The sequence below is a fragment of the Streptomyces griseorubiginosus genome (genome assembly GCF_001514195.1).
Lineage (GTDB): Bacteria > Actinomycetota > Actinomycetes > Streptomycetales > Streptomycetaceae > Streptomyces > Streptomyces griseorubiginosus.
Map to the genome: position 1 here is coordinate 397,741 of NZ_KQ948740.1, position 24,754 is coordinate 422,494.

Genomic DNA, 24,754 nt, shown 5'->3' on the forward strand with positions numbered 1-24,754 from the left:
GAAGGGGAGTCGGCACGGGGGTACGACGTGCCGCGAGAACGGTCGAAGGCGGTTCGTGCAATGGGTGCAGCCGGAATACCCGCTTCCGAGGGCGGGGAGCCCCCGCGCGGTGCGGTACGGCCGAGCGGGCTGCTCGACGAGTTGGGCATGGCCTCGGTGGTCACGGACACCGAGGGACGCATCGTGCTGTGGAGCCCGCAGGCCGAGGAGCTGTTCGGCTACACCGCGCAGGAGGCCCTGGGGCAGTACGCGGCCCATCTGATGATCCACGAACAGCACGTCGACCTGGTCGTCAAGCTGTTCGCCGACGTCATGGAGACCGGTCAGAGCTGGGCCGGGGCCTTCCCGGTCCGGCGCAAGGACGGCGGCACCAAGCTCGTGGAGTTCCGCAACATGCGGCTGCTGGACGACCGGGGGGACGTCTACGCGCTGGGGTTGTGCGCCGACCAGGAGACGGTGCGCCGGCTCGACCGGGACGTGGCCCTGTCCACCCGAATGGTCTCCCAGTCCCCGATCGGCCTGGCCGTGCTCGACACCGAGCTGCGGTACGTCTCCGTGAACCCGGCCCTGGAGCAGCTGAACGGGGTCCCGGCCGCGGACCACGTCGGACGGAAGATCGGCGAGGTCCTCCCCCAACTCGACGTGAGCGCCTTCGAGACCGCCGCCCTCGAGGTGATGCGGACCGGCACGCCGCTGGTGGACCAGCACACGGTCGGCCACACACCCGCGGACCCCGAGAACGAACACGCCTGGTCGGTGTCCCTGTACCGGCTGGAGGACGCCAACGGAACCGTCCTCGGCGTGGCGGGGTCGGTCCTGGACGTCACCGAACACCACCGGGCGACGGTGGCGGCCGAGGCGGCCCGGCGCAGGCTCGCGCTCGTCGCCGACGCCTCCGCCCGCATCGGCACCACACTGGACCTGGACCGCACCGCCCGTGAGCTGGCCGGCGTGGCCGTGCCGGAGCTCGCGGACGTGGCGGCCGTGGACCTCCTGGAGGCGGTCGTGCAGGGCCGGCCGAGCACCCTGCGCCCGGCCGAGCCCGCCGTGATGCGCCCGCTGGCCGTCGAGGCGGCCGGTGTCCCCGAGGCGCTGCGCGCGGCGGACCCGCCCGGGCAGGTGGCCCACTACGCACCCGAGCGCCTGGTCACCGAGTGCGTGCGCACCGGGAGGCCGGTCCTGGTGTCCCGGGTCGGTCCGGACGACCTCGCCCGCATCAGCCGGTCCCCGGAGGCGGCCGCACTGCTGGGCAGGGCCGGTGTGCACTCCTACCTGGCCGTACCGCTGATCGCGCGCGGCGAGGTGCTCGGCGCGCTCGACCTCAAGCGGGTCGGCAACCCGGAGCCCTTCGGCGAGGACGACCTGCTGCTGGCCCGGGAGCTCGCCGCCCGCGCGGCCGTGCAGATCGACAACGCGCGCTGGTACCAGGACGCCCGCAACACCGCCCTCACCCTCCAGCGCAGCCTGCTCCCCAGCCACCCCTCGGTGACCGGCGGCCTGGAGGTCGCCTCCCGCTACCAGCCGGCGGGCGCCACCGCCGAGGTCGGCGGCGACTGGTTCGACGTGATCCCGCTGGACGGCGGGAAGACCGCGCTGGTCGTGGGCGACGTGATGGGCAGCGGCATCAACGCGGCCGCGACCATGGGCCGGCTGCGCACCGCCACCAACACCCTGGCTTCCCTGGACCTCGATCCGGCCAAGCTGCTCGAACACCTCGACCGGATCACCCAGGACCTGGACCACTCGATCGCCACCTGCGTCTACGCCGTGCACGATCCGCGGCTCGGCCAGTGCCGGATCGCCAACGCGGGGCATCTGCCTCCGGTACGACTGCGCGCGGGCCGTCCGCCCGAGCTGCTGGAGCTGCCCACGGGGGCGCCGCTGGGCGTGGGCGGTGTCGCCTTCTCCACGACCACCGTCGACCTCGGACCCGGCGACCGGCTCGTCCTCTACACGGACGGCCTGGTCGAGACCCGCCAGCACCCCCTGGACGAACGCCTGGACGCCCTCCTGGACCTCCTCGACTGCCCGGACTGCCCCCTGGAGGAGGCCTGCGACCTCCTGCTGCGCACCCTGCACCAGCCGGACAACTCCGACGACGTGGCCCTGCTGATCGCCCGGGTCCAAGCCCCCGAGTCCTGAACGACGTCACGGGGCCGGGGCCGACGACGGCGCGGCGTCCCGCCGTGTCTCCTGCGGAGGCCTCTGGCGGCGGGGCAGCAGGAACGGCGTGGCCAGGAGGAGGAGCCCGGCGAGGGCGATGGCCTCGCGGGTTCCGGTGAGGCCGGCCAGCAGGCCCCACAGGGCGGTCAGGGCCGCGGTGAGCAGCTTGCCGGTCACCGACCAGGCGGAGAGGGTGCGGACCACCCGGTCCGTCGGTGTCATCTCCAGGCGGTGGGTGGCGAACACCGGGTTGAAGACGGCACACGAGGTGATCACGCCCAGCTCGATGACCATGACGAGGAGCAGACCCGCCGCACCCGGACCGACGAAGGCCAGGCCCAGCGGCCAGCAGGCGCGCAGGACTCCCGAGGTGAGCAGGACCCGGTGCCGTCCGAACCGGGTCACCAGGGGGCGGGCGATCCGTGAGCCGAGCAGGCCGCCGAGGCAGGGCACCGAGAAGGCGAGGGCGTACTGCCAGGGCGCGAAGCCCAGCGGGCCGAGCATGAGGACCGTGAGCAGCGGCACCGGCACCATGATCAGGGCGTTGACCAGGACCGTGTTGAAGAACAGGGGACGCAGCACGGGACTGGCCAGGATGTACCGCCAGCCCTCCAGGAGCGAACCCTTCGGCGCGCCGGTCGGGGCGGGTCGCGCCTCGCCGCCACCGATCGCGCGCAGGCCCAGTGCCGACAGCAGATAGCTGACCGCGTCGGCCAGAACGGTCGTCACCGGGCCGAGCAGCCCGACGGCGGCACCGCCGAGAGGGGGGCCCACGACGATGGAGGTCCAGTTGGTGGCCTCGAAGCGCCCGTTGGCGACCAGCAGGTCCTCCGGGTCGAGCAACGACTTGAGGAAGGCTCCGGACGCGGCGGTGAAGGTGATGTCCGCCGCCGCGACGAGCACGGACACGACCAGGAGCTGGACGTAACCGAGCACGCCCAGCGCGAAGGCGACGGGGATGCTCAGCAGGGCGGCGAACCGGGTGAGGTCCATCGCGACCATCACCGGTCTCTTGCGGCGGAACTCCACCCAGGGCCCGAGTGGTACCGCCACCGCCGCCCCCACGGCGAGGCCCGCGGCCGCCAGCAGGGACACCGCGGCCGGGCCGGCGTGCAGCACCAGGACGGCGATCATCGGGAAGGCCCCGAAGGACAGGGAGGTACCGAACGCGCTGACCGCGTAGGCCGCCCACAGCCACCCGAACCGCCGCCCCAGCGACCGCCTCCCGCCCACGCCCCACCCCTTCGTCGACAACCCCGCGTTGAACCGGCGCCATCCAACCGAGTACGGTCCCGCAGATCAAACAACCGGCCCGGCGAACCGGCACAACCCCGGGTTGTACCGAGGGCGGCCTAGGCTGCTCGCATGGATCTCGACGCCGTACGCACGTTCGTCGCCGTGGCGGACGCGGGCCGCTTCCAGGATGCCGCCGACCGGCTGGCGGTCACCCAGCAGGCCGTGTCCAAGCGGGTCGCCGCGCTGGAGAAGGACCTCGGGGCGCGGTTGTTCACCCGCACCCCGCGCGGCGCCCGGCTCACCATCGACGGCCAGGCGTTCCTGCCGCACGCCCGCGACCTGCTCCGGGCCGCGGAACGGGCGGCCGCCTCGGTCCACCCCGGCAGCCGCGCCCTGCGGGTGGACGTGATCGGCCGCCGGCTCGCCCCCGCCGAACTGCTGCGCGCCTTCCACCGCGCCCATCCCGGCGTGGAGCTCGACGTGGTCACGCTCTTCGACGCCGACGCGGCCCTGGAAGCGCTCCGGTCCGGCACGATCGACGCGTCCTTCCGTGCCGTACCCCATGCCCAGGGCCCGTCGGCCGACGGCATCGAGTCCGTGCGCGTCTACGACGAACCGGTCCAGCTGCTCACCGGCCCCGACCACGCGCTCGCGACGGCCCGCTCGGTGACACCCGACCGGCTGGCCGGGCACCGGATCTGGATGCCCGGCCTGGTCACCGGCACCGAGTGGGGCACCTACTACGACGATCTGGCGGCCTCTTTCGGACTCACCATCGAGGTCACCGGGCCCGACTTCGGCACCGACCCCCTCCTCGACACGATCGCCGACTCACCGGGCCTGGCCACCCTGGTCGGCGAGCTGACCCGTCTGGTCTGGCCGTCCGGCCAGGACCTGCGCCGCATCCCGGTGCACGGACCCACACCGGTCTACCCGCACTCCCTGATCTGGCGCGCCGACAACGCCCACCCGGTCCTCGACGCCCTCCGCTCCCACCTCCACCGCACCCGGCCCGACCTGCCGGACACCGGGACGTGGACCCCGAACTGGGCGTGACCGGCGGCGCTACGGCCTGGTGCCGATCACGACCTGGGCGTAGAGCTCCTCAGAGACCGCCAGGCGGGTGGCCAGGCCGCTGCGGGTGAAGGCGTCGACGGCGGCGGGGGCCTGGCGGGCGCTGGTCTCGACGAGGAGGCAGCCGGCCGGGGACAGCCAGTCCAGGGCCCCGGCGGCCACCCGGCGCAGGAGGTCCAGGCCGTCCGTGCCGCCGTCCAGGGCGACCAGCGGCTCGTGGTCACGGGCCTCGGAGGGCAGGAGGGCGACCTCCTCGGTGGGGACGTAGGGGACGTTGGCCGCCAGGATGTCGACACGGCCGCGCAGCTCGGCGGGGAGTGCCTCGAAGAGGTCACCCGTGTGGACCCGGCCGCCGGCCCCGGCGGTGTTGCGGCGGGCGCACTCCACTGCGTCCGGGTCGATGTCGGCGCAGTGCAGTTCGACCGGGCCCAGCGCGGCGGCGAGGGCCGCGCCCACGGCACCCGATCCGCAGCACAGGTCCACGACGACCGAGGCGGCCGGTGCCTCGGCGAGGGCCTGCTCGACGAGGAACTCGGTGCGTCGGCGGGGCACGAACACGCCGGGGGCCACGGAGATCCGCAGTCCGCGGAACTCCGCCCAGCCGACGACGAGTTCCAGAGGGTGCCCGGCGACCCGCCGGTCCACCATGGCGGCCAGTTCGTCAGGGGTACGGGCGGCGGCGAGGATCAGCCGGGCCTCGTCCTCGGCGAACACACAGCCGGCCGTGCGGAGTGCGGCGACGACCGAGTCGCCGGACGGGAAGCGGGGAGACAGGGAAGGCATGGGAGCCGGGGGCCTTTCGAGAGCCGAAGGGCGCTCCAGCGGTCACCTACCGGCGGTGATCCGCGCCGATGCGAGAGGGGAGCACCCGATCTGACACAGCGTTGATGGGTCTCACCCCCTCGGTACCTCACGGCCGGGACCTCCCGCGGCCGGACGGCCACCCTACCCCAGGGCACGATGAGTTGTACTGTGCAACCAGTAGTACTGCGAGGGAGGTCCGATGCGAGCAGCGGACAGGGCCGTGGAGACGATCCAGCACGAGATGACGGTGTTCGCGCGGCGGGCCCGAGCCTCGGCGAGCCGGTTGCACCCCGAGCTGTCCCTGGTGTCGTACACCCTCCTCGGACATCTGGAGGAGCGCGACGGCTGCCGTGCCACCGACCTGGCCGCCCACTACGCCCTGGACAAGTCCACCGTGAGCCGCCAGGTCACCGCGCTGGAGCGGGCCGGCCTCGTCGAGCGGCGCCCGGACCCGGCCGATCACCGGGTCCAGGTGCTGCATCTGACCGACGCGGGCCGGAGCATCCTCGGCCAGGTCACGGTGAGCCGCCGGGCCGCCGTGGGTGAGCGGCTGGCGGAGTGGTCCGAGGAGGACCTGGAGCGGTTCGCCGGGTATCTCGTGCGGTACAACTCCTGGTCCCGTTCCGGCTGAAGGACGAGCTCAGCCGGTTTGGTCCGCCCCGAAAGCGCTACGACACCGCCTCCGGCGACCGCTCGGGCACCCGTGCGGCCAGGAAGGCGGTCCTGCGGCGGAGCCGGAAGCCGAGGGACTCGTAGAGCCGGATGGCGTTGGTGTTGCGGGCGCCGGTGTGCAGGAAGGGTGTCTCGCCGCGCTCCCGTATGCCGTGCGCCACGGCGAGGATCAGCCGGGTCGCGAGGCCCTGGCCGCGGACGGCGGGGTCGGTGCAGACCGCGCTGATCTCGGTCCAGCCCGGCGGGTGCAGCCGCTCACCCGCCATCGCGACCAGGGCGCCTTCCCTGCGGATGCCCAGGTAGGTGCCCATCTCGATGGTGCGGGGCAGGAACGGGCCCGGCTGGGTGCGGGCGATCAGGTCGAGGATCTCGGGCACGTCCGCGGGGCCCAGGCGGACCGCCTCCGGGTCGGGCGCGGCGGCGACGCCGTCGTCCACGAGCTGGACGCCCTCGACGTGGAAGGTGATCTCCCAGCCCTCCGGCACCGCTCCCGCGTACGCCGTCAGCATCACCTCCGCACCGGGACCCGCCTGGGCCGCGAGGTCGGCCCAGGCCCCGGCGTCGGGCTCGTCGGGCAGGGCCAGCCACGGCGACACGTCGACCGGGTAGCGCAGGACCCGGCCGCGCTTCTCGGCGAAGTGGGCGTGCGGACCGGTGAGGGAGGCGAGGGCGGGGTTGTCGAGGACGTGCGGGGCGCCGGTACCGGCGAGGCCGTGAAGAGCGCTGCCGTTGTCGAGCTGTGAGGCATCCCTGTCGCCGACCTGCCGGACGTCATCGCCGGCCAGGCCGTGAAGAGCGCCGCCGTCGGCCGGTGAGGCATCCCGTCCGTCGACGTGCCGGACGTAATCACCAGTGAGCACGTTCGAGGAGTCGTCGGTCATCGGGCGACCTCGATCACCGTCTTGCCGCGGGCGTGGCCCTCCTCGACAGTGCGCAGCGCGTCGGCCGCCCGGTCGAGGGGAAAGGTCGCGGTGACATGCGGGTCCAGGTCACCGGCGACCACGAGCCGTGCGACCTCCTCCAGTACGGCCGCGTCACGGGCCCGGACCACGCGGGCGCCGCCCAGCCGCCGTACGTCCTCCTCCGGGGCCCCGGCGGTGATCAGCCTCGTCCGGTCGGCGAGCAACTCAGCGGCTTCGACGAGGACTTCACCGCCCACGAGGTCGTAGACGGCGTCCGGTGCGGTCGCCCGGGCCCGCTCGGCCCAGCCGGGTCCGGAGGCGACATGGACGGCGCCGAGCGCCTCGACGAACTCCTTCTTGGCCTCGCCGGCGACGCCGACGGCCTTCAGGCCGAGGGCCCGCGCGATCTGCACCGCGGCCGCGCCCACTCCCCCGCCCGCGCCCGTGACCAGCAGCGTGGCTCCCTCGGGCAGGCCTAGCTGGCGGACGCCGTCGTAGGCGGTCGCGGCGGCGACGGGCAGTGTGGCCGCGTCCGCGTGGGAGAGCCCGGTCGGCTTGTGCGCGGCGATGGCGACCGGTATCAGGGCGTACTCGGCGTAGCCGCCGGTGAGCGTGTTGCCGAAGACCTCGTCCCCGACCGCGAACCCCTCGACGTCCGCGCCGGTCTCCGCCACCACGCCGGAGACCTCGCTGCCGAACACGGCGGGGAAGACCCGCTCACCGGTGTCGCCGGGCCGCACGTAACCGGAGCGGATCTTCCAGTCGACCGGGTTCACACCCGCCGCCCGCACCGCGACCAGGAGCTCACCGGGTCCGGGGCTCGGCCGGTCCACGTCCACGAACGCCTCGGTCTCCGGACCGCCGTACCGCGTGAAGACGTACGCCTTGGGCATCTGCTTCCTCACTCTCCTCGTGCTGTCACCGGGGCAGCGACCCGGCACTCCAGCGCCAAGGAGCGGCGCGCGGCGGCTATTCCCGCAGCCGCGCGCTGTTCATACGGCCGCAATGATCGGGGCACTGACCTGGGCCGGAGCACCAGGGACGAGAGCGTACGGTGGGTGCATGAACGTCACCCGAGGCTTCACGGGACGCCCCCGTGTCCACAACCCCGGACTGCCACCGGGCCAGTACGACGCGGGCGACGACTGGCCCGTGCTCTCCGCCGAGGTCACCCCGGACCTGTCGCCGGCCGACTGGACGTTCCGGGTCGACGGGCTGGTCGAACAGTCCCGCACCTGGGACTGGGACGAGGCGCACGAACTGCCGTCGTCGGCCTACGAGGGTGACATCCACTGTGTGACGAGCTGGTCGAAGTTCGGTGTGCGGTTCGCGGGGGTCTCGCTGGACGCGTTCCTGGCCGAGGCGCGGCCCCTTGCGTCGGCCACTCATGCCGTCGCCTACGCGCACACCGGGTACACCACGAACCTGCCGCTCGCGGACCTGACCGGCGGGCGGGCCTGGATCGTGTGGGAGTACGACGGCGAGCCGCTGCCCGCCGAGCACGGCGGCCCGGCGCGGCTGCTGGTGCCGCACCTGTACTTCTGGAAGAGCGCCAAGTGGGTCGCGGGCCTGACCCTGCTCGACCACGACGAACCCGGTTTCTGGGAGCAGAACGGCTATCACGCGCGGGGCAACCCGTGGGAGGAGCAGAGGTACGCCGGTGACTGAGACCTTCGTGCCCGCGACACGGTTCGCCGTGCCCGGGCGGATCGCCGTCAGCAACCGGTCCGCCGCGCTGTGGCAGACCGCCACCCTCACCGAGATCCGCCGGGAGACGCCGTACGCGTCCACGTTCCGCTTCGCGGTGCCCGACTGGCAGGGGCATCTGCCGGGCCAGCATCTGATGCTGCGGCTCACCGCCCAGGACGGCTACACGGCCCAGCGGCACTACTCGATCGCGTCCCCGCCCGAGGACACCGGCCACATCGAGCTGACCCTGGACCACGTCGAGGGCGGTGAGGTGTCCGGCTGGTTCCACACGGAGGCCGCGCCCGGTGACGAGGTCGAGGTGCGGGGGCCGCTGAGCGGTTTCTTCGCCTGGCCCGGTGATCGGCCCGCGCTGCTGATCGGGGCCGGGTCCGGGGTCGTACCGCTGATGTCGATGGTGCGGCACCACCGGGCGCGCGGACTGTCCGTGCCGTTGCGGCTGCTGGTGTCGGCGCGGGGGCCGGAGGAGCTCATCTACGCCCGCGAGTTCGGCGCCGAGACCACGACCGTGTTCACGCGGAGCGCCCCTGCGGGGGTGCCGGTCGGACGTATGACGGCCGCACATGTGGCGGCACTCCTGGCCGAACAGCCTGATGATGGGTGGGAGGCCTATGTGTGTGGATCCAACGCGTTCGCCGAGCACGCCTCGCGGCTTCTGTTGACGGCGGGGCAGCCGGTGGACCGTATCCGGATCGAGCGGTTCGGCTGACAGGAGACGCGTGTGTGCACTCCCTGTGCAGGTGCGCTCCCCCACAAGTGAACGACGCCGGTTGAGGGGTACTACATCTTTGTGACCACTCACAGGCGTGCGTGGTGCGGAGGTCGACATGCGAACCCGGGTGCGCGGCTGGCGCTGGCGGCGCAATCCGCTCAGGCGTCGGTCCGACGTCGTCGAGGCGTGGACGGTACTGGCCGTCGCGGTGCTGTTGCTGCTGGCGGCCCCGCTGGCGGGCGCGGTCGTGGGCTGGTGGGCCCATGGCGACGCACAGGCGGTGGCCGACGAGCAGCGCGCGGACCGACATCGGGTGCGCGCCGAGGTGACCGGCCAGGTGCCGGACTCGCCGCCCACGGTCCAGGGCGGGCGCGAGCGCTCGTACCGGGTGGCGGTGCGCTGGACGGAGGCCGGGGCGACGAGGACGGCCATCGCGCGGGTCCCGGCCGGTACGGACCGGGGCGACACGGTCGACGTGTGGTTCGACTCCCGCGGCCGGAGCGTGGCCCCGCCGCCCGACGGGACCGCGATCTGGCAGCACACCCTGACGATGGGTGCCTGCGGGGCGGGCGGCGCGATCGCCGTGATCCTGCTCGGCCACTCCGTCGTCCGGGCCGCCGCCCACCGCCACCGGCTCTCCGAGTGGGAACGCGACTGGGCCCTCACCGAGCCCCAGTGGACCCGCCGCCGGGCCTGAACTCGTACCTGGCCTGGCGATTCGTCCGACCGCCCACGTACGGTGTGATCATCCCGCACGTCCCTTCGCAAAGGCGGTCCTGCATGGCACTGTTCGACCTCCCCCTCGACGAACTGCGCGAGTACCGCAGCGAGTCCGCCGAGCCCGAGGATTTCGACGCGTTCTGGTCCAAGACACTTCAGGAGGCCCGCGAGCACGACCTGGACGCCCGTTTCGAGCTCGTCGACACCGGCCTGTCCACGGTCAAGGTGTACGACGTGACCTTCGCCGGGTTCGGCGGCCAGCCGGTCAAGGGATGGTTCACGATCCCCGCCGAGGTTTCCGCGCCGGTGCCGGTGGTCGTGGAGTTCATCGGGTACGGCGGCGGGCGCGGACTGCCGCACGAGCATCTGCTGTGGGCGTCCTCGGGCCGCGCGCACTTCGTGATGGACACCCGGGGGCAGGGCAGCGCCTGGGGCGGCGGTGGCGGCACCGCGGACCCGCAGGGCGGCGCCCCCGCGTACCCCGGCTTCATGACCCGGGGCATCGACGCCCCCGAGAACTACTACTACCGGAGGGTGTTCACGGACGCGGTGCGCGCGGTGGAGGCGGCCCGCTCGCACCCGCTGACCGACCCCGCGCGCACGGTCGTGCTCGGCGGCAGCCAGGGCGGGGGCATCTCGATCGCGGTCGGCGGTCTGGTGCCGGACCTGGCGGCGGTCGCGCCGGACGTGCCCTTCCTGTGCGACTTCCCGCGCGCGGCGACGCTCACGGACCGGCACCCGTACCGGGAGATCGGCCTCTACCTCAAGACGCACCGCGGCCGCTACCAGGACGTCCTGGGCACCCTCGCCTACTTCGACGGTGTGCACTTCGCGAGCCGCGGCCGCGCGCCCGCGCTGTTCTCGGCGGCCCTGGAGGACCAGACCTGCCCGCCCTCCACCGTCTTCGCGGCCTTCAACGCCTGGGGCCACCAGGACAAGCAGATCGAGGTCTACGACTTCAACGACCACGAGGGCGGCGGCCCCTACCAGGAGGCGGCGAAGCTGCGCTGGCTGCGCGCCCTCGCGTGAGTCACGCCTGACACCTTCCCACCGGTCCGACCAGTCGGTATGTTCGGCGGATCCGGGTCGCGGCGTGGCGGCCCGGACGTCCGGCGACGACGGAGGACCCATGTCCGAGCACCAGTCGGTTGTCCACGGCCACTGCGACGAACGCTTCGCGGCGGTGCGGACGGCGTTCGAGGAGAACTTCCGGGACCGCGCCGAGCTGGGCGCCGCGGTGAGCGTCTCGGTCGGCGGCGAGACGGTGGTGGACCTGTGGGGCGGCTGGGCCGACGCGGCCCGCACCCGCCCCTGGGAGCGGGACACGCTGGTCAACGTATGGTCGACGACGAAGGGCCCGACCGCCCTGTGCGCCCACGTCCTCGCCGACCGGGGCCTGCTCGACCTCGACGCCCCGGTGGCCGTGTACTGGCCCGAGTTCGCGGCGGCGGGCAAGGAGAAGGTGCTCGTACGGCACCTGCTCTCGCACCGGGCCGGACTGTCCGGCCTGCGTGAGCCCCACTCCCTCACCGAGCTCTGCGACTGGGAGCTGACGACACGGCGGCTGGCGGCGACCGAGCCCTGGTGGGAGCCCGGCACGGTGTCCGGCTACCACGCCTTCACGTACGGCTTCCTGGTCGGGGAGGTCGTCCGACGGGTCTCGGGGCTGCTGCCCGGCGCCTTCCTGGAGCGGGAGGTGACGGGGCCGCTCGGCATCGACTTCACGATCGGCCTGCCGGAGAAGGAGGCCGGGCGGGCCGCCGAGCTGGTGCATCCGCCGGTGGTGTCGACCAGCGAACAGGCGGCGGTCTTCGCCCAGTTGGCGCCGGCCGCCGTCGCCGCGCTGACCAACCCGGTGGCGGGGGCGGCGGAGGCGAACACGCCGGAGTGGCGGGCCGCCGAGATACCCGCCGCCAACGGCCACGGCACGGCCCGGGCCGTGGCCGCGCTCTACGGGATCTTCGCGGGCCGGGGCACCTGGGGCGGCCACCGCGTCCTGTCCCCGGCGGCGGCCGAGCGGGTGCGCGAGGGACAGGGCCGCTGCCGTGACCTGGTGCTCGGCGCCGGCCTGGGGAACGACACGGAACTCGGGCTCGGGCTGTGGCTCAGCGGGGCCGAGGGCTCGTACGGGCCCAATCCGCGGGCCTTCGGACACGACGGCTTCGGCGGCTCGTGCGGTCTCGCCGACCCGGAGTCCGGGGTGTCCCTGGGGTATGTGATGAACCGGATGGGCCCCCACATCGCCAACGACCCGCGCAAGACGGCCCTGGTCGACGCGTTGTACAGCGCGCTGTGACCGCGGGTTCCGCTCGGCGGCGCTACGGACGCGCGCCGCGCACCACGCGGGACTGACGGCCCAGAGCAAGGAGGCGGCCGTCCGCGGCCCAGACGGCACTGTCGTCGACGGCCCATCCGGCGCCCGCGTGGTCGGTGCGGATCCGGACCAGGGCCCAGCCCCCGAGAAGGCTCCCGCCCGCGTCGAGGGCGTCGGTGAAGTGGACGGTGAGCTCCGCGCTCGGCACCGGGCGCGGGACGTCCCAGACGGCGTACAGCGCGGGCGGCAGCACATCGGTGAGGGTGACGACCGCCGGTGCGTCCAGCGGCCGGCCGTCCGGGAAGCGCACCCAGGCGAGCAGTTCGGCCCGGTCGCCGCCGGCCAGGGGCAGGTCGGGGCCGGCGGGCCGTATCTCCAACTGCCGGGCGAAGGGCGCCAGATGGCCGGGCAGCCGCACGGTCCGGCAGCCGTCCGGGCCCGCCACGTCCGGGGCGGGCTGTCCGTCGTACGCCACCCCGGGCCGCCCCTCGCCGAACAGGGCCGAGCCGACGACGACCGGCAGGCCGTCCTGGTGGCCGGAGAAGACACAGGCCGCGGTGCGCCGCCCGGATGTGGGCGCGGTGCCCGAGACGTGCAGCGGGCCGGCGTCCGCCGGGGCCAGGAAGTGCGTGGTCAGTGTGCGGACCGGCCGGGCTCCCCCGGCGAACCGCGAGCGGACGGCTGCGAGGGCGACGGCGGCGACATGGCCGCCGTGCGCCCCTTCCCAGGACCGCCACTGGGGGTCGATCCGGCTCTCGTGCTCGGTGGAGGTGGTCACGCGCCTCACCATAACGTGGTGAGTTGGAAAATCAAACGGATAAGTTGGAAATCCAGACTCACCGGCCTGACCTGCCGGCCCGACCGACCGACCAGCCTGACCGACTAAGCGGGCCGTCGTGCCACGACCAGCCGGACCCGGGGACTGCCGTCCGGCCGCTCGCCGAACTCGCGCAGCGCGTGCAGCTCCACCTCGAGCCCGGCCCACTCCAGTTCCCGCCGCACGTCCCCGAGCCGGAAGTCGCGGTAGTACATGACGAACGGGGGCCGCCACAGGGCGTTGCGCACCCGCATCACGGCGTCGAAGCCGAGCAGCATCCAGTAGGCCGGGGACGAGGGGCGCGGCGGGGCGACGATCGGGAAGGCGAAGCAGCCGCCCGGCCGCAGCACCCGCCGGGCCTGGGCGAACAGGCCGGGCAGCTCCCGCGGCAGGAAGTGCCCGAAGGCGCCGAAGCTCACGACCAGGTCGAAGGAGCCGTCGGCGAACGGCAGGGTGCGCGCGTCCCCCCGCACCCAGGACACGCGTGGACCCCGTGAGACGGTCCGCTCCCGGGCCACGTCGAGCATCCCGGCACTGAAGTCGACGCCGGTGACACTCTCCCCGCAGACCCGGGCCAGCACACCGACACCGGCACCGGTGCCGCAGCACAGGTCGAGCCCGGCGCCGAAGGGGCCCAGCCGGCGGAGTGCCGACGCCACCGCGTCCAGGACGGAGTCGGGCGTACGGAAGGGGGTGTGGTCGAACTTGGGGGCGAGCAGGTCGTAGCCGCGCTCGACGGACGACAGCGCCTGGACGGCGAGTTCGCGGAGGCTGGGGCCTTCTGGGCTGAACATCGCGACAGCTTAGGCGAGTCAGGTGTGCGGGGCAGCTTGGGCGAGTCAGGTGTGCGCGGGGGCTTGGGCGGGTCAGGTGTGCGCGGCGCGGGCCTCGAGGATCACGAGGGCGCGTTCACACCAGCGCACGGTCTCGCTCTCCAGGGCGATGCCGCCCAGCAGGGTGAGATAGGGGCCGATGCGCTCGGCGTCCCGCAGGTACTCGGCCTCGGTGCGGCCGTCCAGGAACCGTTCGCGTACCCGCTCGTAGCGGGCGAGCTTCCCGCGCGCCCAGGACAGACGTTCCTCGAACAGGGCCCGGGTGGCCTCGGGGTCGGTGCCGTCCATGGCCTGGATCTTGATCAGGAACTCGTCGCGGAGGGCGGCCGGCCTGCGGGGCGGTTCGCCGGCGAAGGCGCCCAGCTCACGGCGGCCGGTCTCGGTGAGCGTGAACAGCCGCTTGTTGGGCCTGCGTTCCTGCTGGACCACCCGCGCCTCGATCAGCCCGTCCTGCGCCAGGCGCTCCAGTTCCCGGTAGAGCTGCTGCGGGGTCGCCGGCCAGAAGTTCGCCAGAGACACGTCGAAGACCTTCGACAGTTCGTAGCCCGAGGCCTCGCCCTCCAGCAGGGCCGCCAGGACGGCGTACTTGAGCGACATGTGGACACGCTAACAGCAGAGTGACTAATCTACTCCGCACCTACTCAACAAATTGACTATGGAGGCCGCCGATGCGAGCGTTCCGAGAAGCAGTGGAGGCGGGCGACCTCGACGCCGTCGAGGCGTTGCTGGCCGAGAACGTGGTCTTCACGAGCCCCGTGGTGTTCAAGCCGTACGCGGGCAAGGCCATCACGGCGGCGATCCTGAACACGGTGGTAAAGGTCTTCGAGGACTTCCGCTACGTGAGCGAGCTGAGCAGTGAGGACGGCCGCGACCATGCCCTGGTGTTCTCGACGCGGGTGGGCGAACGGGCGCTGGACGGCTGCGACTTCCTCCATCTCGACGAGAACGGTCTGATCGACCGTTTCATGGTGATGGTCCGCCCGCTGTCGGCGGCGCAGGCCCTGGCGGCGGAGATGGGCGCACGGTTCGAGGAGATCGCGAAGGAGGCGGAGGCGCGGGCCGTCGCCTCCTGAACCGCTACGCCGGACGGCACTCCGCGAGACGCCTTTCGAGGAAGCCGCGCTCGGCGTCGTTCTCCACCAGTTCCAGCGCCCGCTCGTACGCCCGGGCCGCCTCCCTCGTACGGCCGCTGCGGCGCAGCAGGTCGGCGCGGGTGGCCGGGAGCAGGTGGTAGTCGCTCAGTTCGCCCTCCCGCTCCAGTTCGGCGACCAACTCCAGCCCCGCGTCGGCTCCTTGGGCCATGCCGACGGCCACCGCACGGTTGAGGCGGACCACGGGCGAGGGCACGAAGCGCTCCAACTCGCCGTAGAGGGCGGCGATGTCGGCCCAGTCGGTGTCCTGGGCGGTGGGTGCGGTCGTGTGACAGGCGGCGATGGCTGCCTGGATCTGGTACGGCCCGGGGCGGCCCCGGCGCAACGCGGTCTCCAGGAGCCCGGCGCCTTCCTCGATCTCGGCGTGGTCCCAGGCGGTGCGGTCCTGGTCCTCCAGGGTGACCAGGTCGCCGTCGGCGTCCACGCGGGTGTCCCGGCGGGCGTCGTGCAGGAGGAGCAGCGCAAGCAGGCCGAGGGCCTCGGGCTCGTCGGGCATCAGGCGGGCCAGGACCCGGGCCAGCCGGATCGCCTCCGCGCACAGGCTCTGCCGTACGAGATCGGCGCCCGAGGTGGCCGCGTACCCCTCGTTGAACAGCAGGTAGATCACCCCGAGCACGCCCGTGGTGCGCTCCGGCAGCAGATGGGCCGGCGGCACGCGGTACGGGATGCCCGCGTTGCGGATCTTCTTCTTGGCGCGCACCAGGCGCTGCGCCATCGTCGCCTCCGGGACGAGGAAGGCGCGGGCGATCTCCGGGGTGGTCAGCCCGGCGAGGGTGCGCAGGGTCAGGGCGACCCGGGCCTCGATGTGCAGCGCGGGATGGCAGCAGGTGAAGATCAGGCGCAGTCGGTCGTCCTGGACCCCGCTGTCGTCGTACGGCTCCTCGGGGGCCGTGAGCATCGCCGCCTCCTGAAGTTTCCGCGCTCCGACGGCCTCCCGGCGCAGCACGTCCATGGCCCGGTGGCGGGCCGTCGTGGTGAGCCAGGCGCCGGGGCGGCGCGGGACTCCGTCGCGCCGCCACCGGTCGAGGGCCTGGGTGAAGGCGTCCTGCGCACACTCCTCGGCGAGGTCCCAGTCGCCGGTCACCCGGATCAGGGTGGCCACGACCTGGCCCCACTCCTCGCGGAAGGCGGCGGCGACGGCTTCCTCCGGGGTCACTCCCACACGGGCCGCACTTCCACCGAGCCGCCCCCGAGCGCCGCCGGGTGCCGGGACGCGAGGGAGATCGCCTCGTCGAGATCGGCGACCTCGATGATGTCGATGCCGGCGATGTACTCCTTGGACTCGATGAACGGGCCGTCGGTGAGCAGGACCTCGTCGCCCCGGACGCGCACGGTGGTGGCGTCGGAGGCGGGACGCAGCCGGGCACCGCCCTTGACCAGGTCCCTGGTGCGGACCTCGTGGATGTACGAGGTGAAGCGGGGGTCCTCGGCGATCTCGGCGGGGCTGAGTTCCTCGCCGTCGACCGGGGTGCAGATCAGCAGCACGTACTTCATGACGTGGCCTCCGTGACGTGCTCGTGGACGATCAGCCAGCGCGGGCCGACGTTGCGGTAGCCGGTGGTGACGCGCCGGAGCCCGCCGTCGGTGCGGACGAGGGCGTGCCCGAAGGCGATGCTCTCGTCGACGTGGATCCGGGACTCCAGGACCTCACGGGTGGCCGGCCCGGTCTCCGACCAGGCCTTGCGGAGTGCCTCGACACCCCGCTCCGCGCGACCGTCCGCCACGACCTGCGCGTCCCGTGCGTAGCAGGCGAGCGCCCGCTCGACGTCCCCCGCACGGAGCGCATCCGTCAGTGCGGCGTCCAGCCGCCGGATCTCCCCCTCGGCGTCCTCGTCCTCCCAGAACGGGCGCACCTCCAGGGCGCCGACGGTGGCGACCGGGTGCCCGGCGGCGGCCCGGACCGCTTCCTCCAGGCTGTCGCACTCCAGGATGTCGAAGCCGGCGACGTACTCCTTGGTCTCCGCGAACGGGCCGTCCGTGCGCAGCACCTCACCGCCGCGCACCCGCACGGTGACCGCGTCGGCGGGCTGGGCGAGCCGGTGCCCGTGCAGCCGTACGCCGCGGTCGCCGAGTTCGTCGACCCAGGGTTCGACGGGGGCCATGTCCGAGGCGTCGTTGGTGTCGTCGCCGCAGACGAGCAGCATGTACTTCATGGTTCCTCCCGGTCCTCATGAGCTTCCTACACCCCACCGACGAACGGGACCGAGGCGAATCGACACCGGCCGCGGAAAAAATCGGAGCACCTGTGATCCGGCCGTGTTTCCGCACGTCGGCGCGTCGCCGCCCGGTTCGCGGTTGGATGGGGTCATGACCTCCGACGAGCACGCGCGGCTGATGCGGGTCAACCAGGCCAACTGGGACGCCCGCACCCCCGTCCACCTCGCCAGCCGGTTCTACGGCCTCGACCAGGAGCTCGATCCCGAGCGCTGGTTCGCCCCCTTCGAGTGGGAGGACCTCGGCGACCTCACCGGCCGTGACGTGCTCCACCTCCAGTGCCACCTCGGCACCGAGACGGTGGCCCTTGCCCGCCGCGGCGCCCGGGCGGTGGGCCTGGACTTCTCGGAGGCGTCGGTGGCGGCCGCGCGGGACATCGCGGCGAGGGCGGGTGTCGAGGCCGAGTACGTGCGGGCCAATGTGTACGACGCCGTCGAGGCGCTCGAGGGGCGGCGGTTCGACGTCGTGTACACCGGCAAGGGCGCGCTCTGCTACCTGCCGGACCTGGCGCGGTGGGCCGCGGTGGTCGCCGAACTCCTGCGCCCCGGCGGCCTGTTGTACATCGTCGAGTTCCACCCGCTGCTCAACTCCCTCGGCCCGAAGCCCGGCGAGGGAGAAGGGCCGGAGCTGCTGCTGCGCCACGACTACCTGGGCGGCGACGGACCCGTCCGCCGCGACGCGACCCACACCTACACCGACGGCCCCGCCGTCGAGGGCGCCACGGAAAGCTTCGAGTGGATGCACGGAATAGGGGAGGTCGTGAACTCGTTGAGCGGGGCAGGACTGCAGGTCCGCCGGCTCCGCGAGAGCGACGAGCTGCCCTGGCCCCGCTGGGAACGGATGACGCGCACCGCGTCCGGCTGGTGGCGACTGCCCGCACCGCGCATCCCGCTGCTCTACGGACTCCTCGCCACGCGCTGAGCCGTCGTGGTACGGTCCTGCTAGCACTTGTGTACGCCCCGTCAGGGCGCCGGTGCCAGTTCTCCTTCCTCCGCCGGTCGCTGTACCGGCTTCTCCTCACCACCTCGTAGTTGGCGAGGTGCTGTCTCTCCGCCGCCCGAAGGCGCCATGTCCGCCTTCCCGTCGTGCGCGGCTCTCCCCCTTCCTTCCGCATGTCCCATGCCCCGCGTCCTCGAAAGGACCACCCTGATGACCACCACACTCGAAAACCCCCCGATCCAGCAGACCCCGGTCCGGACCGTCACCGGCGTGCTCGACATCGACGCGAACGGCAAGGGTCACCTCCGCTCCGCCGGTCTGCTCCCGACCCCCTCCGACCTCCAGGTCTCCCCCGCCCTGATCCGCAGGTACGGCCTGCGCAAGGGCGATCTCGTCGAGGGAACCCGCGGCGAGCAGCGCGCCCTCACCGAGATCGCCCGGGTCGACGGCCGCGTCCCCGACCGGAACCGCCGCCACTTCCACGACCTGACCCCGCTGCACCCGCGCGAGCGGATCCGGCTCGAGCACCCGGCGTCCGGCCTCACCGGACGGGTGGCCGATCTGATCGCCCCCGTCGGCAAGGGCCAGCGCGGGCTGATCGTGGCCCCGCCCAAGACCGGCAAGACCGTGCTGCTCCAGCAGATCGCGGCCGCGGTCGCCGGCAACCACCCCGAGTGCCGCCTGATGGTGGTGCTCCTCGACGAACGCCCCGAGGAGGTCACCGACATGCGGCGCTCCGTGCGGGGCGAGGTGTACGCCTCGACGTTCGACCGCACGCCCAAGCAGCACATCGCGCTCGCCGAGCTGGTGATCGAGCGGGCCAAGCGGCTCGTCGAGGCCGGCGAGGACGTCGTCATCCTGCTCGACTCCCTGACCCGGCTGTGCCGGGCCCACAACAACGCGGCCTCCGGCAACGGCCGCACGCTCAGCGGGGGCGTCGACGCGACCGCGCTGATCGGGCCGAAGAAGTTCTTCGGTGCCGCCCGGCTCGCCGAGGAGGGCGGTTCGCTGACCATCCTCGCCACCGCCCTGGTGGAGACCGGTTCACGCGCCGACGACTTCTACTTCGAGGAGCTCAAGAGCACCGGCAACATGGAGCTACGCCTGGACCGCGAACTCGCCTCCCGGCGGGTGTTCCCGGCCGTCGCCGTCAACCCCTCCGGCACCCGCCGCGAGGAACTCCTGCTCCCGTCGGCCGAGTTGGCCACGGTCCACGGTCTGCGCCGGGCCCTCCAGACCCGCGACGGCCAGGCCAGCCTGGAGACGCTCCTGGAGCGGATGCGCGAGACCCCGGACAACGCGACGTTCCTGCGCCGCATCCAGCCGACGCTGCCGACGGGCTGACGGGGCGTCGAGGGACGGGACCGGTGACCGACGCGACCGGTGACCGACGGGCCGTCCAGCCTCGGCGTCCGGTGGCTGACGGGCCTTCGAGCCTCGGGGCCGGTGGCTGACGCGACCGTTGACTGACGGGGCCGGTGGCCGACACGACCGTTGACTGACGGGCCCGGTGGCTGACGGGCCATCACCCCTCCGGGTGCCCGCGGCCCCTCGTCCGTCCGGGTGCTCACGCGCGCCGCACGGCCCGGGCAGCACGGTGTACGGCGGGTCCCTTCCTAGCTTTGCGGTATGACAATCGGATTTACCTCCCGGTTTGCCGTCCCGGCCTGCGCGCTGTGCATGACCGGACTGCTGGCGCTCGCCCCCGCCACGGCGGCCGCGCACACGGGCTCCGGACCCGGCGCACCCGGCAGACCCCGCACCCCGGCCGTGTCACCCGCCCTGCTGTACCAGTCCGGCACCCAGGCCCGCCCGCACTCCGGCGCACCCCGCGTCCCGGACGTGTCCGCGCTGTCGTGGGTGGTGGCCGACGCCCGCAGCGGGGAGGTGCTCGCGGCCCACGACGCCCACCGCAGGCTGCCGCCGGCCAGCACGCTGAAGACCCTGTTCGCCCTGACCGTGCTGCCCGTGCTGCCCGGCGGGCTCCGGCACACCGTCCGGCCGGAGGATCTCGCGGGCATCGGGCCCGGCAGCAGCCTGGTCGGGGTCGCCGAGGGCCAGACCTACCAGGTCGCCGACCTGTGGCGCGGGGTCTTCCTCAACTCCGGCAACGACGCCGTGCACGTCCTGGCCCGGCTGAGCGGCGGCTGGCGCGCGGCGGCCACCCGGATGCAGGCCAAGGCGAGGGCGCTGGGCGCCCGGGACACCCACGTCCGCTCCCCCGACGGCTACGACACCCCGGGCCAGGTCTCCTCCGCGTACGACCTCGCCGTCTTCGGCCGGGCGGGGCTGCGCAACGCGGACTTCGCCCGGTACTGCGGCACCGCCACAGCAAGTTTCCCGGGCCGGGGCGGATGGTCGTACGGGATCCAGAACACCAACCGGCTGCTGACCGGCGCCAACGGCGTGGCGCGCTACGACGGGCTGATCGGCATCAAGAACGGCTACACCAGCCACGCGGGCAACACGCTCGTCGCCGCCGCCCGCCGGGGCGACCGCACCCTCGTCGTGACGGTGATGAACCCCCAGTCCGGCGGCGGCTTCACGGTCTACGAGGAGGCGCGCGCGCTGCTCGACTGGGGGTTCGCCGCGGCCGGGCGGGTCGATCCGGTGGGCTCCTTGGACGCGCTGCGGGTACGGCCCAGGCCGGGGCCCGCGGCCGTGCCGGTCGCGGCGGCGGTGTCGCCGCCCGCCGCGGGGCCCGGCTGGCTGGAGACCTGGGCCATCCTGGGCGCGGCCGGGCTCGGGGCGGGGTCGATGGCCCTGGCGCTCAGGGCGAGGTTCGGGCGGGCGGCCCGGGGCTGACCGACCGGCAGCCACAGCAGCAGGCCGAGGGTGATCCACGCGTAGGTGTTGCCGCCGAGGAAGCCGTCGACGCCGGACGCGTCGTCGAACCACAGCCACACCACGCTGGTGCACAGCACGGCGTACAGGGCGCCCGCGATCCGTGGGTGCCCCGCGCGCACCAGGACGGCGAACGAGGGCAGCAGCCACACCAGATGGTGGACCCAGGTGATCGGGCTGACCAGGCAGGCGGTCAGTCCGGTCAGGGCGAACGCGGCCGTCCAGTCCTGTGCCGCGGCGGCCCGCCGGGCCCGTACGGCCCATACGCACAGGGTCAGCAGCACGGCCACGGCCCACACCGCGCGGTCCGTTTCGCCGAGCCGGGCCAGGATGCCCTGGAGGGACTGGTTGGAGACATAGTCCAGGCGGCCCACCCGGGTCGTGTCCCACATCGCGTCGGTCCAGTAGAAGCGGGAGGCGTCCGGAGCCACGACGGCAGCGAACCCGGTCGCCGCCAGCGCCACCACGGTGGCGACCGCCGCCGCACGCCAACGCCTGGTGACCAGGAGCAGGCCGATGAAGAGAGCCGGCGTGAGCTTCACGGCGGCGGCCAGACCGATCCCGACGCCGGCCAGGCGTCCCCGGCCGGTCGCGAGCAGCCGGGCGTCGACGAGGACGAGGGCCAGCAGCAGCAGGTTCACCTGGCCGAAGCTGAAGGTGTCCCGCAACGGTTCGAACAGCGCGAGCGCGCAGGCGCCCAGGGTGCAGCCGTACCAGCCGAGGCGCCGCCAGGCGCGGCCGGTGAGCAGGCGTACGACCAGGGCGAGCGCGGCCAGGTTGAGCAGCAGGCCGACGGCGATGGCCGTGCGCAGGCCGAGCAGGGCCATGGGCACCATGGCGACGGCCGCGAACGGCGGGTAGGTGAAGCCGTACGGCGTCCCCGGGACCCGGTAGTCGTAGAGCCGTCCGCCGTGGTGGATCCAGGTGTCCACGGCTCCGTGGTAGACGCGCAGGTCGAACCAGTCGCGCAGCAGGGGCACGGTCGCGGTGAACGCGGTGACGGCGGCGGCGAGGGTCAGGACCAGGAGCAGTCGGCCGCGGTCCGTGCCCGGCGCCCTCATGCCGTGTGTCCCGTCGGCGCGGTCCGGCCGATCCGGTGGGCCTGTCCCGTCGCGGCCCGCGCGGTCTGGTGGGCCTGGACGAGCACGACCAGGGCGAGTACTCCGCCCGAGACGGCGAGGACCAGTTGGCCGCCGTCGGCGGGGCCGCCGCTGGGCAGGGTGGCGAGGGCGAGGACCCCTGTCAGGGCGGCCACGCGGTGCCGTACGGAGGCGCTGGGCGCGGCTGCCGCTATCAGGAACAGGCCCCACAGCGCGTACCAGGGGCGGATCGCCGGGCCGAGGGCGGCGACGGTGGCGAGGCTCAGGCCGAGGGCGTAGACGGGTCGTGGACGGAGGCGCAGCCAGGTCCAGGCGATGAGGGCGACGGCGAGGACGACGCCGAGGGCGTGCCAGGCGGGGACGGCCAGCGGGGCCAGGTCGCTGCCGAGCCGTTTCAGCAGGGCCGCGGTGGCGCGGCCGAGGAGGCTGGTCAGGGCCCAGTTGCCGGATGACACGGGAGTGTCGAGGGCGCCTATCCAGCCGTAGCCGGTGCCCGCCACGGCCGTCGCGGCGACCGTGGTGGCGGCGGCCGACGCGGCGGCGGTCAGGACGGCTCTCGCCGGACGGTCGCCGGCCCGGATCCGCAGCACGACGATCGCCGCGAGCCCGAGCACGGCGGGCGCCTTCACCAGCGCGGCCAGTGTCACGAGGACGGCCCCCAGGACCGGCCATCTCCCCAGTGCGGCGACCAGTCCGAGGCCGAGCAGTCCCAGCATCACGGCGTCGTTGTGGGCGCCCGCGACCAGGTGGAGCAGGACGAGCGGGTTGAGGGCGCCGAGCCAGAGCGCGGCGGCCGGGTCGGCGCCGCTGTGCCGGGCGAGCCGGGGCAGCGCGGCCGCCATGAGGGCCACGCCGAGCAGGGCGACGAGCCGCATCCCGAACAGACCGGCGGGGAGTTCGCCCCGGGACGCCTTCGCGAGGGCGGAGGCGAGGCCGAGGAACACGGGCCCGTACGGGGCGGCCGTGTCGCGCCACATGGGGGCGACCTCGTCGGCGAGGGGGCCGCCGAGGAGGGCCGGGCCGTGGGTGTAGACGTCCATGTGGGCGTCGGCCATGGCGCCCTGGGCGAGGTAGCTGTAGACGTCCCTGCTGAACAGGGGCGGGGCGAGCAGCAGCGGAGCCGACCAGACGGCCAGGACGACCATGAGCTCATGGGTGCCGGGCCGGGTCGAGGGGTCGCGCACCAGACGGCCGAGCAGCAGCCAGGCCGCGATCAGGAGGACGACGCCGAAGTAGACACCCACCAGCCCCAGCGCGGCCTGCGGCGAGGCCGGGGCGAGGAGCTCGCGCACGGGCAGGGCGCCCGCGGTCTCACCCCCTGCGGCGAGGAACGCGGTGCCGACCAGGCCGAGGATCTGGCAGCGGCGGAGATCGACGGGAATGTTGGCCAACACGTGGGCAGCGTGGCAGTCGAGGGTGGCGGTCAGGCGACAGGGCGGCGACCGGAGTGTGACCGGTGCGGGCCGGCCGCTCGCACCCGGGAGGGCTCCCGGAACGCGGGCTTTCCAAGAACGTGGCGCTCTCGAATCGTGGCGGCTTCAGAACGTGGCGCTCTCGAAACGTGGCGGCTTCAGAACGTGGCGCTCTCGAATCGTGGCGGCTTCAGAACGTGGCGCTCTCAGAACACCGACAGGCCCGTCAGCGTCGTGAACCGGTCCAGGGCCGCCACGCCCGCCACGGAGTTGCCGCGTTCGTCCAGGCCCGGGCTCCACACGCACAGGGTGCAGCGGCCCGGTACCACCGCGATGATGCCGCCGCCCACCCCGCTCTTGCCGGGCAGGCCCACCCGGTAGGCGAAGTCGCCTGCCGCGTCGTACGTGCCGCAGGTCAGCATGATGGCGTTGATCTGCTTGGCCTGGCTGCGGGTGAGGAGGCGGGTGCCGTCGGCGCGGATGCCGTGGCGGGCCAGGAAGCCGGTGGCGAGGGCCAGGTCGGCGCAGGACGCCCGGACCGAGCACTGGCGGAAGTACTGGTCGAGCAGGACGGGGATGTCGTTGTCGATGTTGCCGTACGCGGCCATGAAGTGGGCCAGGGCCGCGTTGCGGTCGCCGTGCGCGGCCTCGGACGCGGCGACCTCCTCGTCGAAGGCCAGGTCCGGGTTGCCGCTCTCCTCGCGGAGGAAGGACAGGAGTTCACCGGCCGCGTCTCCGCTACGGCTGTGCAGGCGGTCGGTGACGACGAGGGCGCCCGCGTTGATGAACGGGTTGCGCGGGATGCCGTTCTCGTACTCCAGCTGCACCAGGGAGTTGAACGGGTTGCCGGAGGGCTCGCGACCCACGTGCTCCCAGAGTTCGTCGCCCTCGCGGGCCAGGTCGAGGGCGAGGGTGAACACCTTGGTGATGGACTGCGTGGAGAACGGCTCGCGCCAGTCCCCGACCCCGTAGACCGTGCCGTCCAGCTCGGCCACGGCCATGCCGAAGCTGCGCGGGTCGCAGGCGGCGAGCGCCGGGATGTAGTCGGCGGCGCGGCCGCGGCCCGGGGTCCGGGCGATCTCCTCGGCGATGCGCTCCAGGACCGGCTGGAAGGTCAGCGACGACGTCGTTGTCATGATC

At 73.3% G+C, this 24,754-nt stretch carries 24 protein-coding genes and 1 pseudogene; 12 read left to right on the plus strand and 13 right to left on the minus strand.

Going from position 1 to position 24,754, the window contains the following annotated elements; all coding sequences use genetic code 11:
- Positions 1-60 precede the first annotated feature (60 nt).
- Positions 61-2,142 carry a SpoIIE family protein phosphatase gene (locus AQJ54_RS29800; RefSeq protein WP_062242330.1) on the plus strand — a complete coding sequence of 694 codons (2,082 nt, stop codon included), beginning with the start codon at positions 61-63 and terminating at the stop codon, positions 2,140-2,142.
- Between the two features lie 6 nt (positions 2,143-2,148).
- On the opposite strand, the gene AQJ54_RS29805 is transcribed toward AQJ54_RS29800, so the two are convergent.
- Positions 2,149-3,396, minus strand: coding sequence for an MFS transporter (locus AQJ54_RS29805; RefSeq protein ID WP_062242333.1), 1,248 nt, complete (start codon positions 3,394-3,396; stop codon positions 2,149-2,151).
- Positions 3,397-3,528: 132 nt separating this feature from the next.
- On the opposite strand from AQJ54_RS29805, the gene AQJ54_RS29810 reads away from it, so the two are divergent.
- Complete coding sequence (locus AQJ54_RS29810) at positions 3,529-4,455, plus strand: LysR family transcriptional regulator (RefSeq protein ID WP_062242335.1); 927 nt, start codon at positions 3,529-3,531, stop codon at positions 4,453-4,455.
- A 9-nt stretch (positions 4,456-4,464) separates the two neighbouring features.
- On the opposite strand, the gene AQJ54_RS29815 is transcribed toward AQJ54_RS29810, so the two are convergent.
- Complete coding sequence (locus AQJ54_RS29815) at positions 4,465-5,256, minus strand: putative protein N(5)-glutamine methyltransferase (RefSeq protein ID WP_062031855.1); 792 nt, start codon at positions 5,254-5,256, stop codon at positions 4,465-4,467.
- 220 nt (positions 5,257-5,476) lie between these two features.
- Between AQJ54_RS29815 and AQJ54_RS29820 the strand changes: the two genes are divergently transcribed.
- Positions 5,477-5,908 (plus strand): MarR family winged helix-turn-helix transcriptional regulator, encoded by a 432-nt coding sequence (locus AQJ54_RS29820; protein WP_062031853.1) that lies wholly within the window; start codon positions 5,477-5,479, stop codon positions 5,906-5,908.
- Positions 5,909-5,945: 37 nt separating this feature from the next.
- Here the strand turns inward: AQJ54_RS29820 and AQJ54_RS29825 are convergent, their stop codons facing one another.
- Together AQJ54_RS29825 and AQJ54_RS29830 are read right to left on the minus strand one after the other, a co-directional pair.
- Entirely contained in the window at positions 5,946-6,830 is an 885-nt protein-coding gene (locus AQJ54_RS29825; protein ID WP_107121164.1) for a GNAT family N-acetyltransferase, read from the minus strand.
- Positions 6,827-7,744: an NADP-dependent oxidoreductase gene (locus AQJ54_RS29830; protein WP_062242337.1), complete on the minus strand. Its 918-nt coding sequence runs from the start codon at positions 7,742-7,744 to the stop codon at positions 6,827-6,829. Before AQJ54_RS29830 ends, AQJ54_RS29825 begins: the two co-directional genes overlap by 4 nt.
- A gap of 169 nt (positions 7,745-7,913) precedes the next feature.
- On the opposite strand from AQJ54_RS29830, the gene AQJ54_RS29835 reads away from it, so the two are divergent.
- The 5 genes from AQJ54_RS29835 (at position 7,914) to AQJ54_RS29855 (ending at position 12,286) form a co-directional block, all read left to right on the plus strand.
- Positions 7,914-8,519, plus strand: coding sequence for a sulfite oxidase-like oxidoreductase (locus tag AQJ54_RS29835; RefSeq protein ID WP_062242339.1), 606 nt, complete (start codon positions 7,914-7,916; stop codon positions 8,517-8,519).
- On the plus strand, positions 8,512-9,267 hold the full coding sequence (locus tag AQJ54_RS29840; RefSeq protein WP_062031845.1) for a ferredoxin reductase: 756 nt from the start codon (positions 8,512-8,514) through the stop codon (positions 9,265-9,267). The genes AQJ54_RS29835 and AQJ54_RS29840 overlap by 8 nt, the downstream gene beginning before the upstream one ends.
- A 118-nt stretch (positions 9,268-9,385) precedes the next feature.
- Complete coding sequence (locus AQJ54_RS29845; RefSeq protein ID WP_062242340.1) at positions 9,386-9,967, plus strand: Rv1733c family protein; 582 nt, start codon at positions 9,386-9,388, stop codon at positions 9,965-9,967.
- Between the two features lie 83 nt (positions 9,968-10,050).
- Positions 10,051-11,019, plus strand: coding sequence for an acetylxylan esterase (locus AQJ54_RS29850; RefSeq protein WP_062032254.1), 969 nt, complete (start codon positions 10,051-10,053; stop codon positions 11,017-11,019).
- Between the two features lie 100 nt (positions 11,020-11,119).
- Positions 11,120-12,286, plus strand: coding sequence for a serine hydrolase domain-containing protein (locus AQJ54_RS29855; RefSeq protein WP_062242343.1), 1,167 nt, complete (start codon positions 11,120-11,122; stop codon positions 12,284-12,286).
- 22 nt (positions 12,287-12,308) lie between these two features.
- Here AQJ54_RS29855 and AQJ54_RS29860 read toward each other — a convergent pair whose 3' ends face one another.
- From AQJ54_RS29860 to AQJ54_RS29870, 3 genes are all read right to left on the minus strand, one after another.
- Positions 12,309-13,082, minus strand: a complete 774-nt coding sequence (locus AQJ54_RS29860; protein WP_062242345.1) for an acyl-CoA thioesterase — start codon at positions 13,080-13,082, stop codon at positions 12,309-12,311.
- 104 nt (positions 13,083-13,186) lie between these two features.
- Positions 13,187-13,915, minus strand: coding sequence for a class I SAM-dependent methyltransferase (locus AQJ54_RS29865; protein WP_062242347.1), 729 nt, complete (start codon positions 13,913-13,915; stop codon positions 13,187-13,189).
- A 72-nt stretch (positions 13,916-13,987) separates the two neighbouring features.
- Complete coding sequence (locus AQJ54_RS29870) at positions 13,988-14,551, minus strand: PadR family transcriptional regulator (RefSeq protein ID WP_062242349.1); 564 nt, start codon at positions 14,549-14,551, stop codon at positions 13,988-13,990.
- A gap of 71 nt (positions 14,552-14,622) precedes the next feature.
- On the opposite strand from AQJ54_RS29870, the gene AQJ54_RS29875 reads away from it, so the two are divergent.
- Positions 14,623-15,027, plus strand: coding sequence for a nuclear transport factor 2 family protein (locus AQJ54_RS29875; RefSeq protein WP_062031828.1), 405 nt, complete (start codon positions 14,623-14,625; stop codon positions 15,025-15,027).
- A 4-nt stretch (positions 15,028-15,031) separates the two neighbouring features.
- Here the strand turns inward: AQJ54_RS29875 and AQJ54_RS29880 are convergent, their stop codons facing one another.
- From AQJ54_RS29880 to AQJ54_RS47445, 3 genes are read right to left on the minus strand one after another with little or no spacing between them, the layout of a single operon-like run.
- Entirely contained in the window at positions 15,032-16,261 is a 1,230-nt protein-coding gene (locus AQJ54_RS29880; RefSeq protein WP_062031825.1) for an RNA polymerase sigma factor, read from the minus strand.
- On the minus strand, positions 16,258-16,599 hold the full coding sequence (locus AQJ54_RS29885; protein WP_062031823.1) for a YciI family protein: 342 nt from the start codon (positions 16,597-16,599) through the stop codon (positions 16,258-16,260). Before AQJ54_RS29885 ends, AQJ54_RS29880 begins: the two co-directional genes overlap by 4 nt.
- On the minus strand, positions 16,596-17,258 hold the full coding sequence (locus tag AQJ54_RS47445; RefSeq protein ID WP_062031820.1) for a YciI family protein: 663 nt from the start codon (positions 17,256-17,258) through the stop codon (positions 16,596-16,598). Before AQJ54_RS47445 ends, AQJ54_RS29885 begins: the two co-directional genes overlap by 4 nt.
- A gap of 154 nt (positions 17,259-17,412) precedes the next feature.
- On the opposite strand from AQJ54_RS47445, the gene AQJ54_RS29895 reads away from it, so the two are divergent.
- From AQJ54_RS29895 to AQJ54_RS43930, 3 genes and pseudogenes are all read left to right on the plus strand, one after another.
- Entirely contained in the window at positions 17,413-18,240 is an 828-nt protein-coding gene (locus AQJ54_RS29895) for a class I SAM-dependent methyltransferase (RefSeq protein WP_062242351.1), read from the plus strand.
- A gap of 228 nt (positions 18,241-18,468) precedes the next feature.
- Positions 18,469-19,602 (plus strand): transcription termination factor Rho, encoded by a 1,134-nt coding sequence (gene rho / locus AQJ54_RS29900; RefSeq protein WP_062242353.1) that lies wholly within the window; start codon positions 18,469-18,471, stop codon positions 19,600-19,602.
- A gap of 336 nt (positions 19,603-19,938) precedes the next feature.
- Positions 19,939-20,724: pseudogene (locus AQJ54_RS43930) on the plus strand (D-alanyl-D-alanine carboxypeptidase family protein); the annotation flags it as partial.
- A gap of 83 nt (positions 20,725-20,807) precedes the next feature.
- Here AQJ54_RS43930 and AQJ54_RS46880 read toward each other — a convergent pair.
- The 3 genes from AQJ54_RS46880 to AQJ54_RS29920 form a co-directional block, all read right to left on the minus strand.
- The gene (locus tag AQJ54_RS46880; RefSeq protein ID WP_062242357.1) at positions 20,808-22,163 is read right to left on the minus strand and encodes a glycosyltransferase 87 family protein; all 1,356 of its coding nucleotides are present in this window, start codon (positions 22,161-22,163) and stop codon (positions 20,808-20,810) included.
- A complete protein-coding gene (gene mptB, locus AQJ54_RS29915; RefSeq protein WP_079070054.1) occupies positions 22,160-23,596 on the minus strand; it encodes a polyprenol phosphomannose-dependent alpha 1,6 mannosyltransferase MptB in 1,437 nt (478 codons plus the stop codon). The genes AQJ54_RS46880 and mptB overlap by 4 nt, the downstream gene beginning before the upstream one ends.
- Before the next feature lie 224 nt (positions 23,597-23,820).
- Complete coding sequence (locus AQJ54_RS29920) at positions 23,821-24,750, minus strand: glutaminase (RefSeq protein WP_062242453.1); 930 nt, start codon at positions 24,748-24,750, stop codon at positions 23,821-23,823.
- Positions 24,751-24,754: the final 4 nt, after the last annotated feature.

Bases quoted from the DNA above. Each gene is read 5' to 3' on its own strand.
- AQJ54_RS29800 (WP_062242330.1), top strand. From the start codon at position 61: ATGGGTGCAGCCGGAATACCCGCTTCCGAGGGCGGGGAGCCCCCGCGC.
- AQJ54_RS29810 (WP_062242335.1), top strand. From the start codon at position 3,529: ATGGATCTCGACGCCGTACGCACGTTCGTCGCCGTGGCGGACGCGGGC.
- AQJ54_RS29815 (WP_062031855.1), bottom strand. From the start codon at position 5,256: ATGCCTTCCCTGTCTCCCCGCTTCCCGTCCGGCGACTCGGTCGTCGCC.
- AQJ54_RS29820 (WP_062031853.1), top strand. From the start codon at position 5,477: ATGCGAGCAGCGGACAGGGCCGTGGAGACGATCCAGCACGAGATGACG.
- AQJ54_RS29825 (WP_107121164.1), bottom strand. From the start codon at position 6,830: ATGACCGACGACTCCTCGAACGTGCTCACTGGTGATTACGTCCGGCAC.
- AQJ54_RS29830 (WP_062242337.1), bottom strand. From the start codon at position 7,744: ATGCCCAAGGCGTACGTCTTCACGCGGTACGGCGGTCCGGAGACCGAG.
- AQJ54_RS29835 (WP_062242339.1), top strand. From the start codon at position 7,914: ATGAACGTCACCCGAGGCTTCACGGGACGCCCCCGTGTCCACAACCCC.
- AQJ54_RS29845 (WP_062242340.1), top strand. From the start codon at position 9,386: ATGCGAACCCGGGTGCGCGGCTGGCGCTGGCGGCGCAATCCGCTCAGG.
- AQJ54_RS29850 (WP_062032254.1), top strand. From the start codon at position 10,051: ATGGCACTGTTCGACCTCCCCCTCGACGAACTGCGCGAGTACCGCAGC.
- AQJ54_RS29855 (WP_062242343.1), top strand. From the start codon at position 11,120: ATGTCCGAGCACCAGTCGGTTGTCCACGGCCACTGCGACGAACGCTTC.
- AQJ54_RS29865 (WP_062242347.1), bottom strand. From the start codon at position 13,915: ATGTTCAGCCCAGAAGGCCCCAGCCTCCGCGAACTCGCCGTCCAGGCG.
- AQJ54_RS29870 (WP_062242349.1), bottom strand. From the start codon at position 14,551: ATGTCGCTCAAGTACGCCGTCCTGGCGGCCCTGCTGGAGGGCGAGGCC.
- AQJ54_RS29875 (WP_062031828.1), top strand. From the start codon at position 14,623: ATGCGAGCGTTCCGAGAAGCAGTGGAGGCGGGCGACCTCGACGCCGTC.
- AQJ54_RS29885 (WP_062031823.1), bottom strand. From the start codon at position 16,599: ATGAAGTACGTGCTGCTGATCTGCACCCCGGTCGACGGCGAGGAACTC.
- AQJ54_RS47445 (WP_062031820.1), bottom strand. From the start codon at position 17,258: ATGAAGTACATGCTGCTCGTCTGCGGCGACGACACCAACGACGCCTCG.
- AQJ54_RS29895 (WP_062242351.1), top strand. From the start codon at position 17,413: ATGACCTCCGACGAGCACGCGCGGCTGATGCGGGTCAACCAGGCCAAC.
- rho (WP_062242353.1), top strand. From the start codon at position 18,469: ATGACCACCACACTCGAAAACCCCCCGATCCAGCAGACCCCGGTCCGG.
- AQJ54_RS46880 (WP_062242357.1), bottom strand. From the start codon at position 22,163: ATGAGGGCGCCGGGCACGGACCGCGGCCGACTGCTCCTGGTCCTGACC.
- AQJ54_RS29920 (WP_062242453.1), bottom strand. From the start codon at position 24,750: ATGACAACGACGTCGTCGCTGACCTTCCAGCCGGTCCTGGAGCGCATC.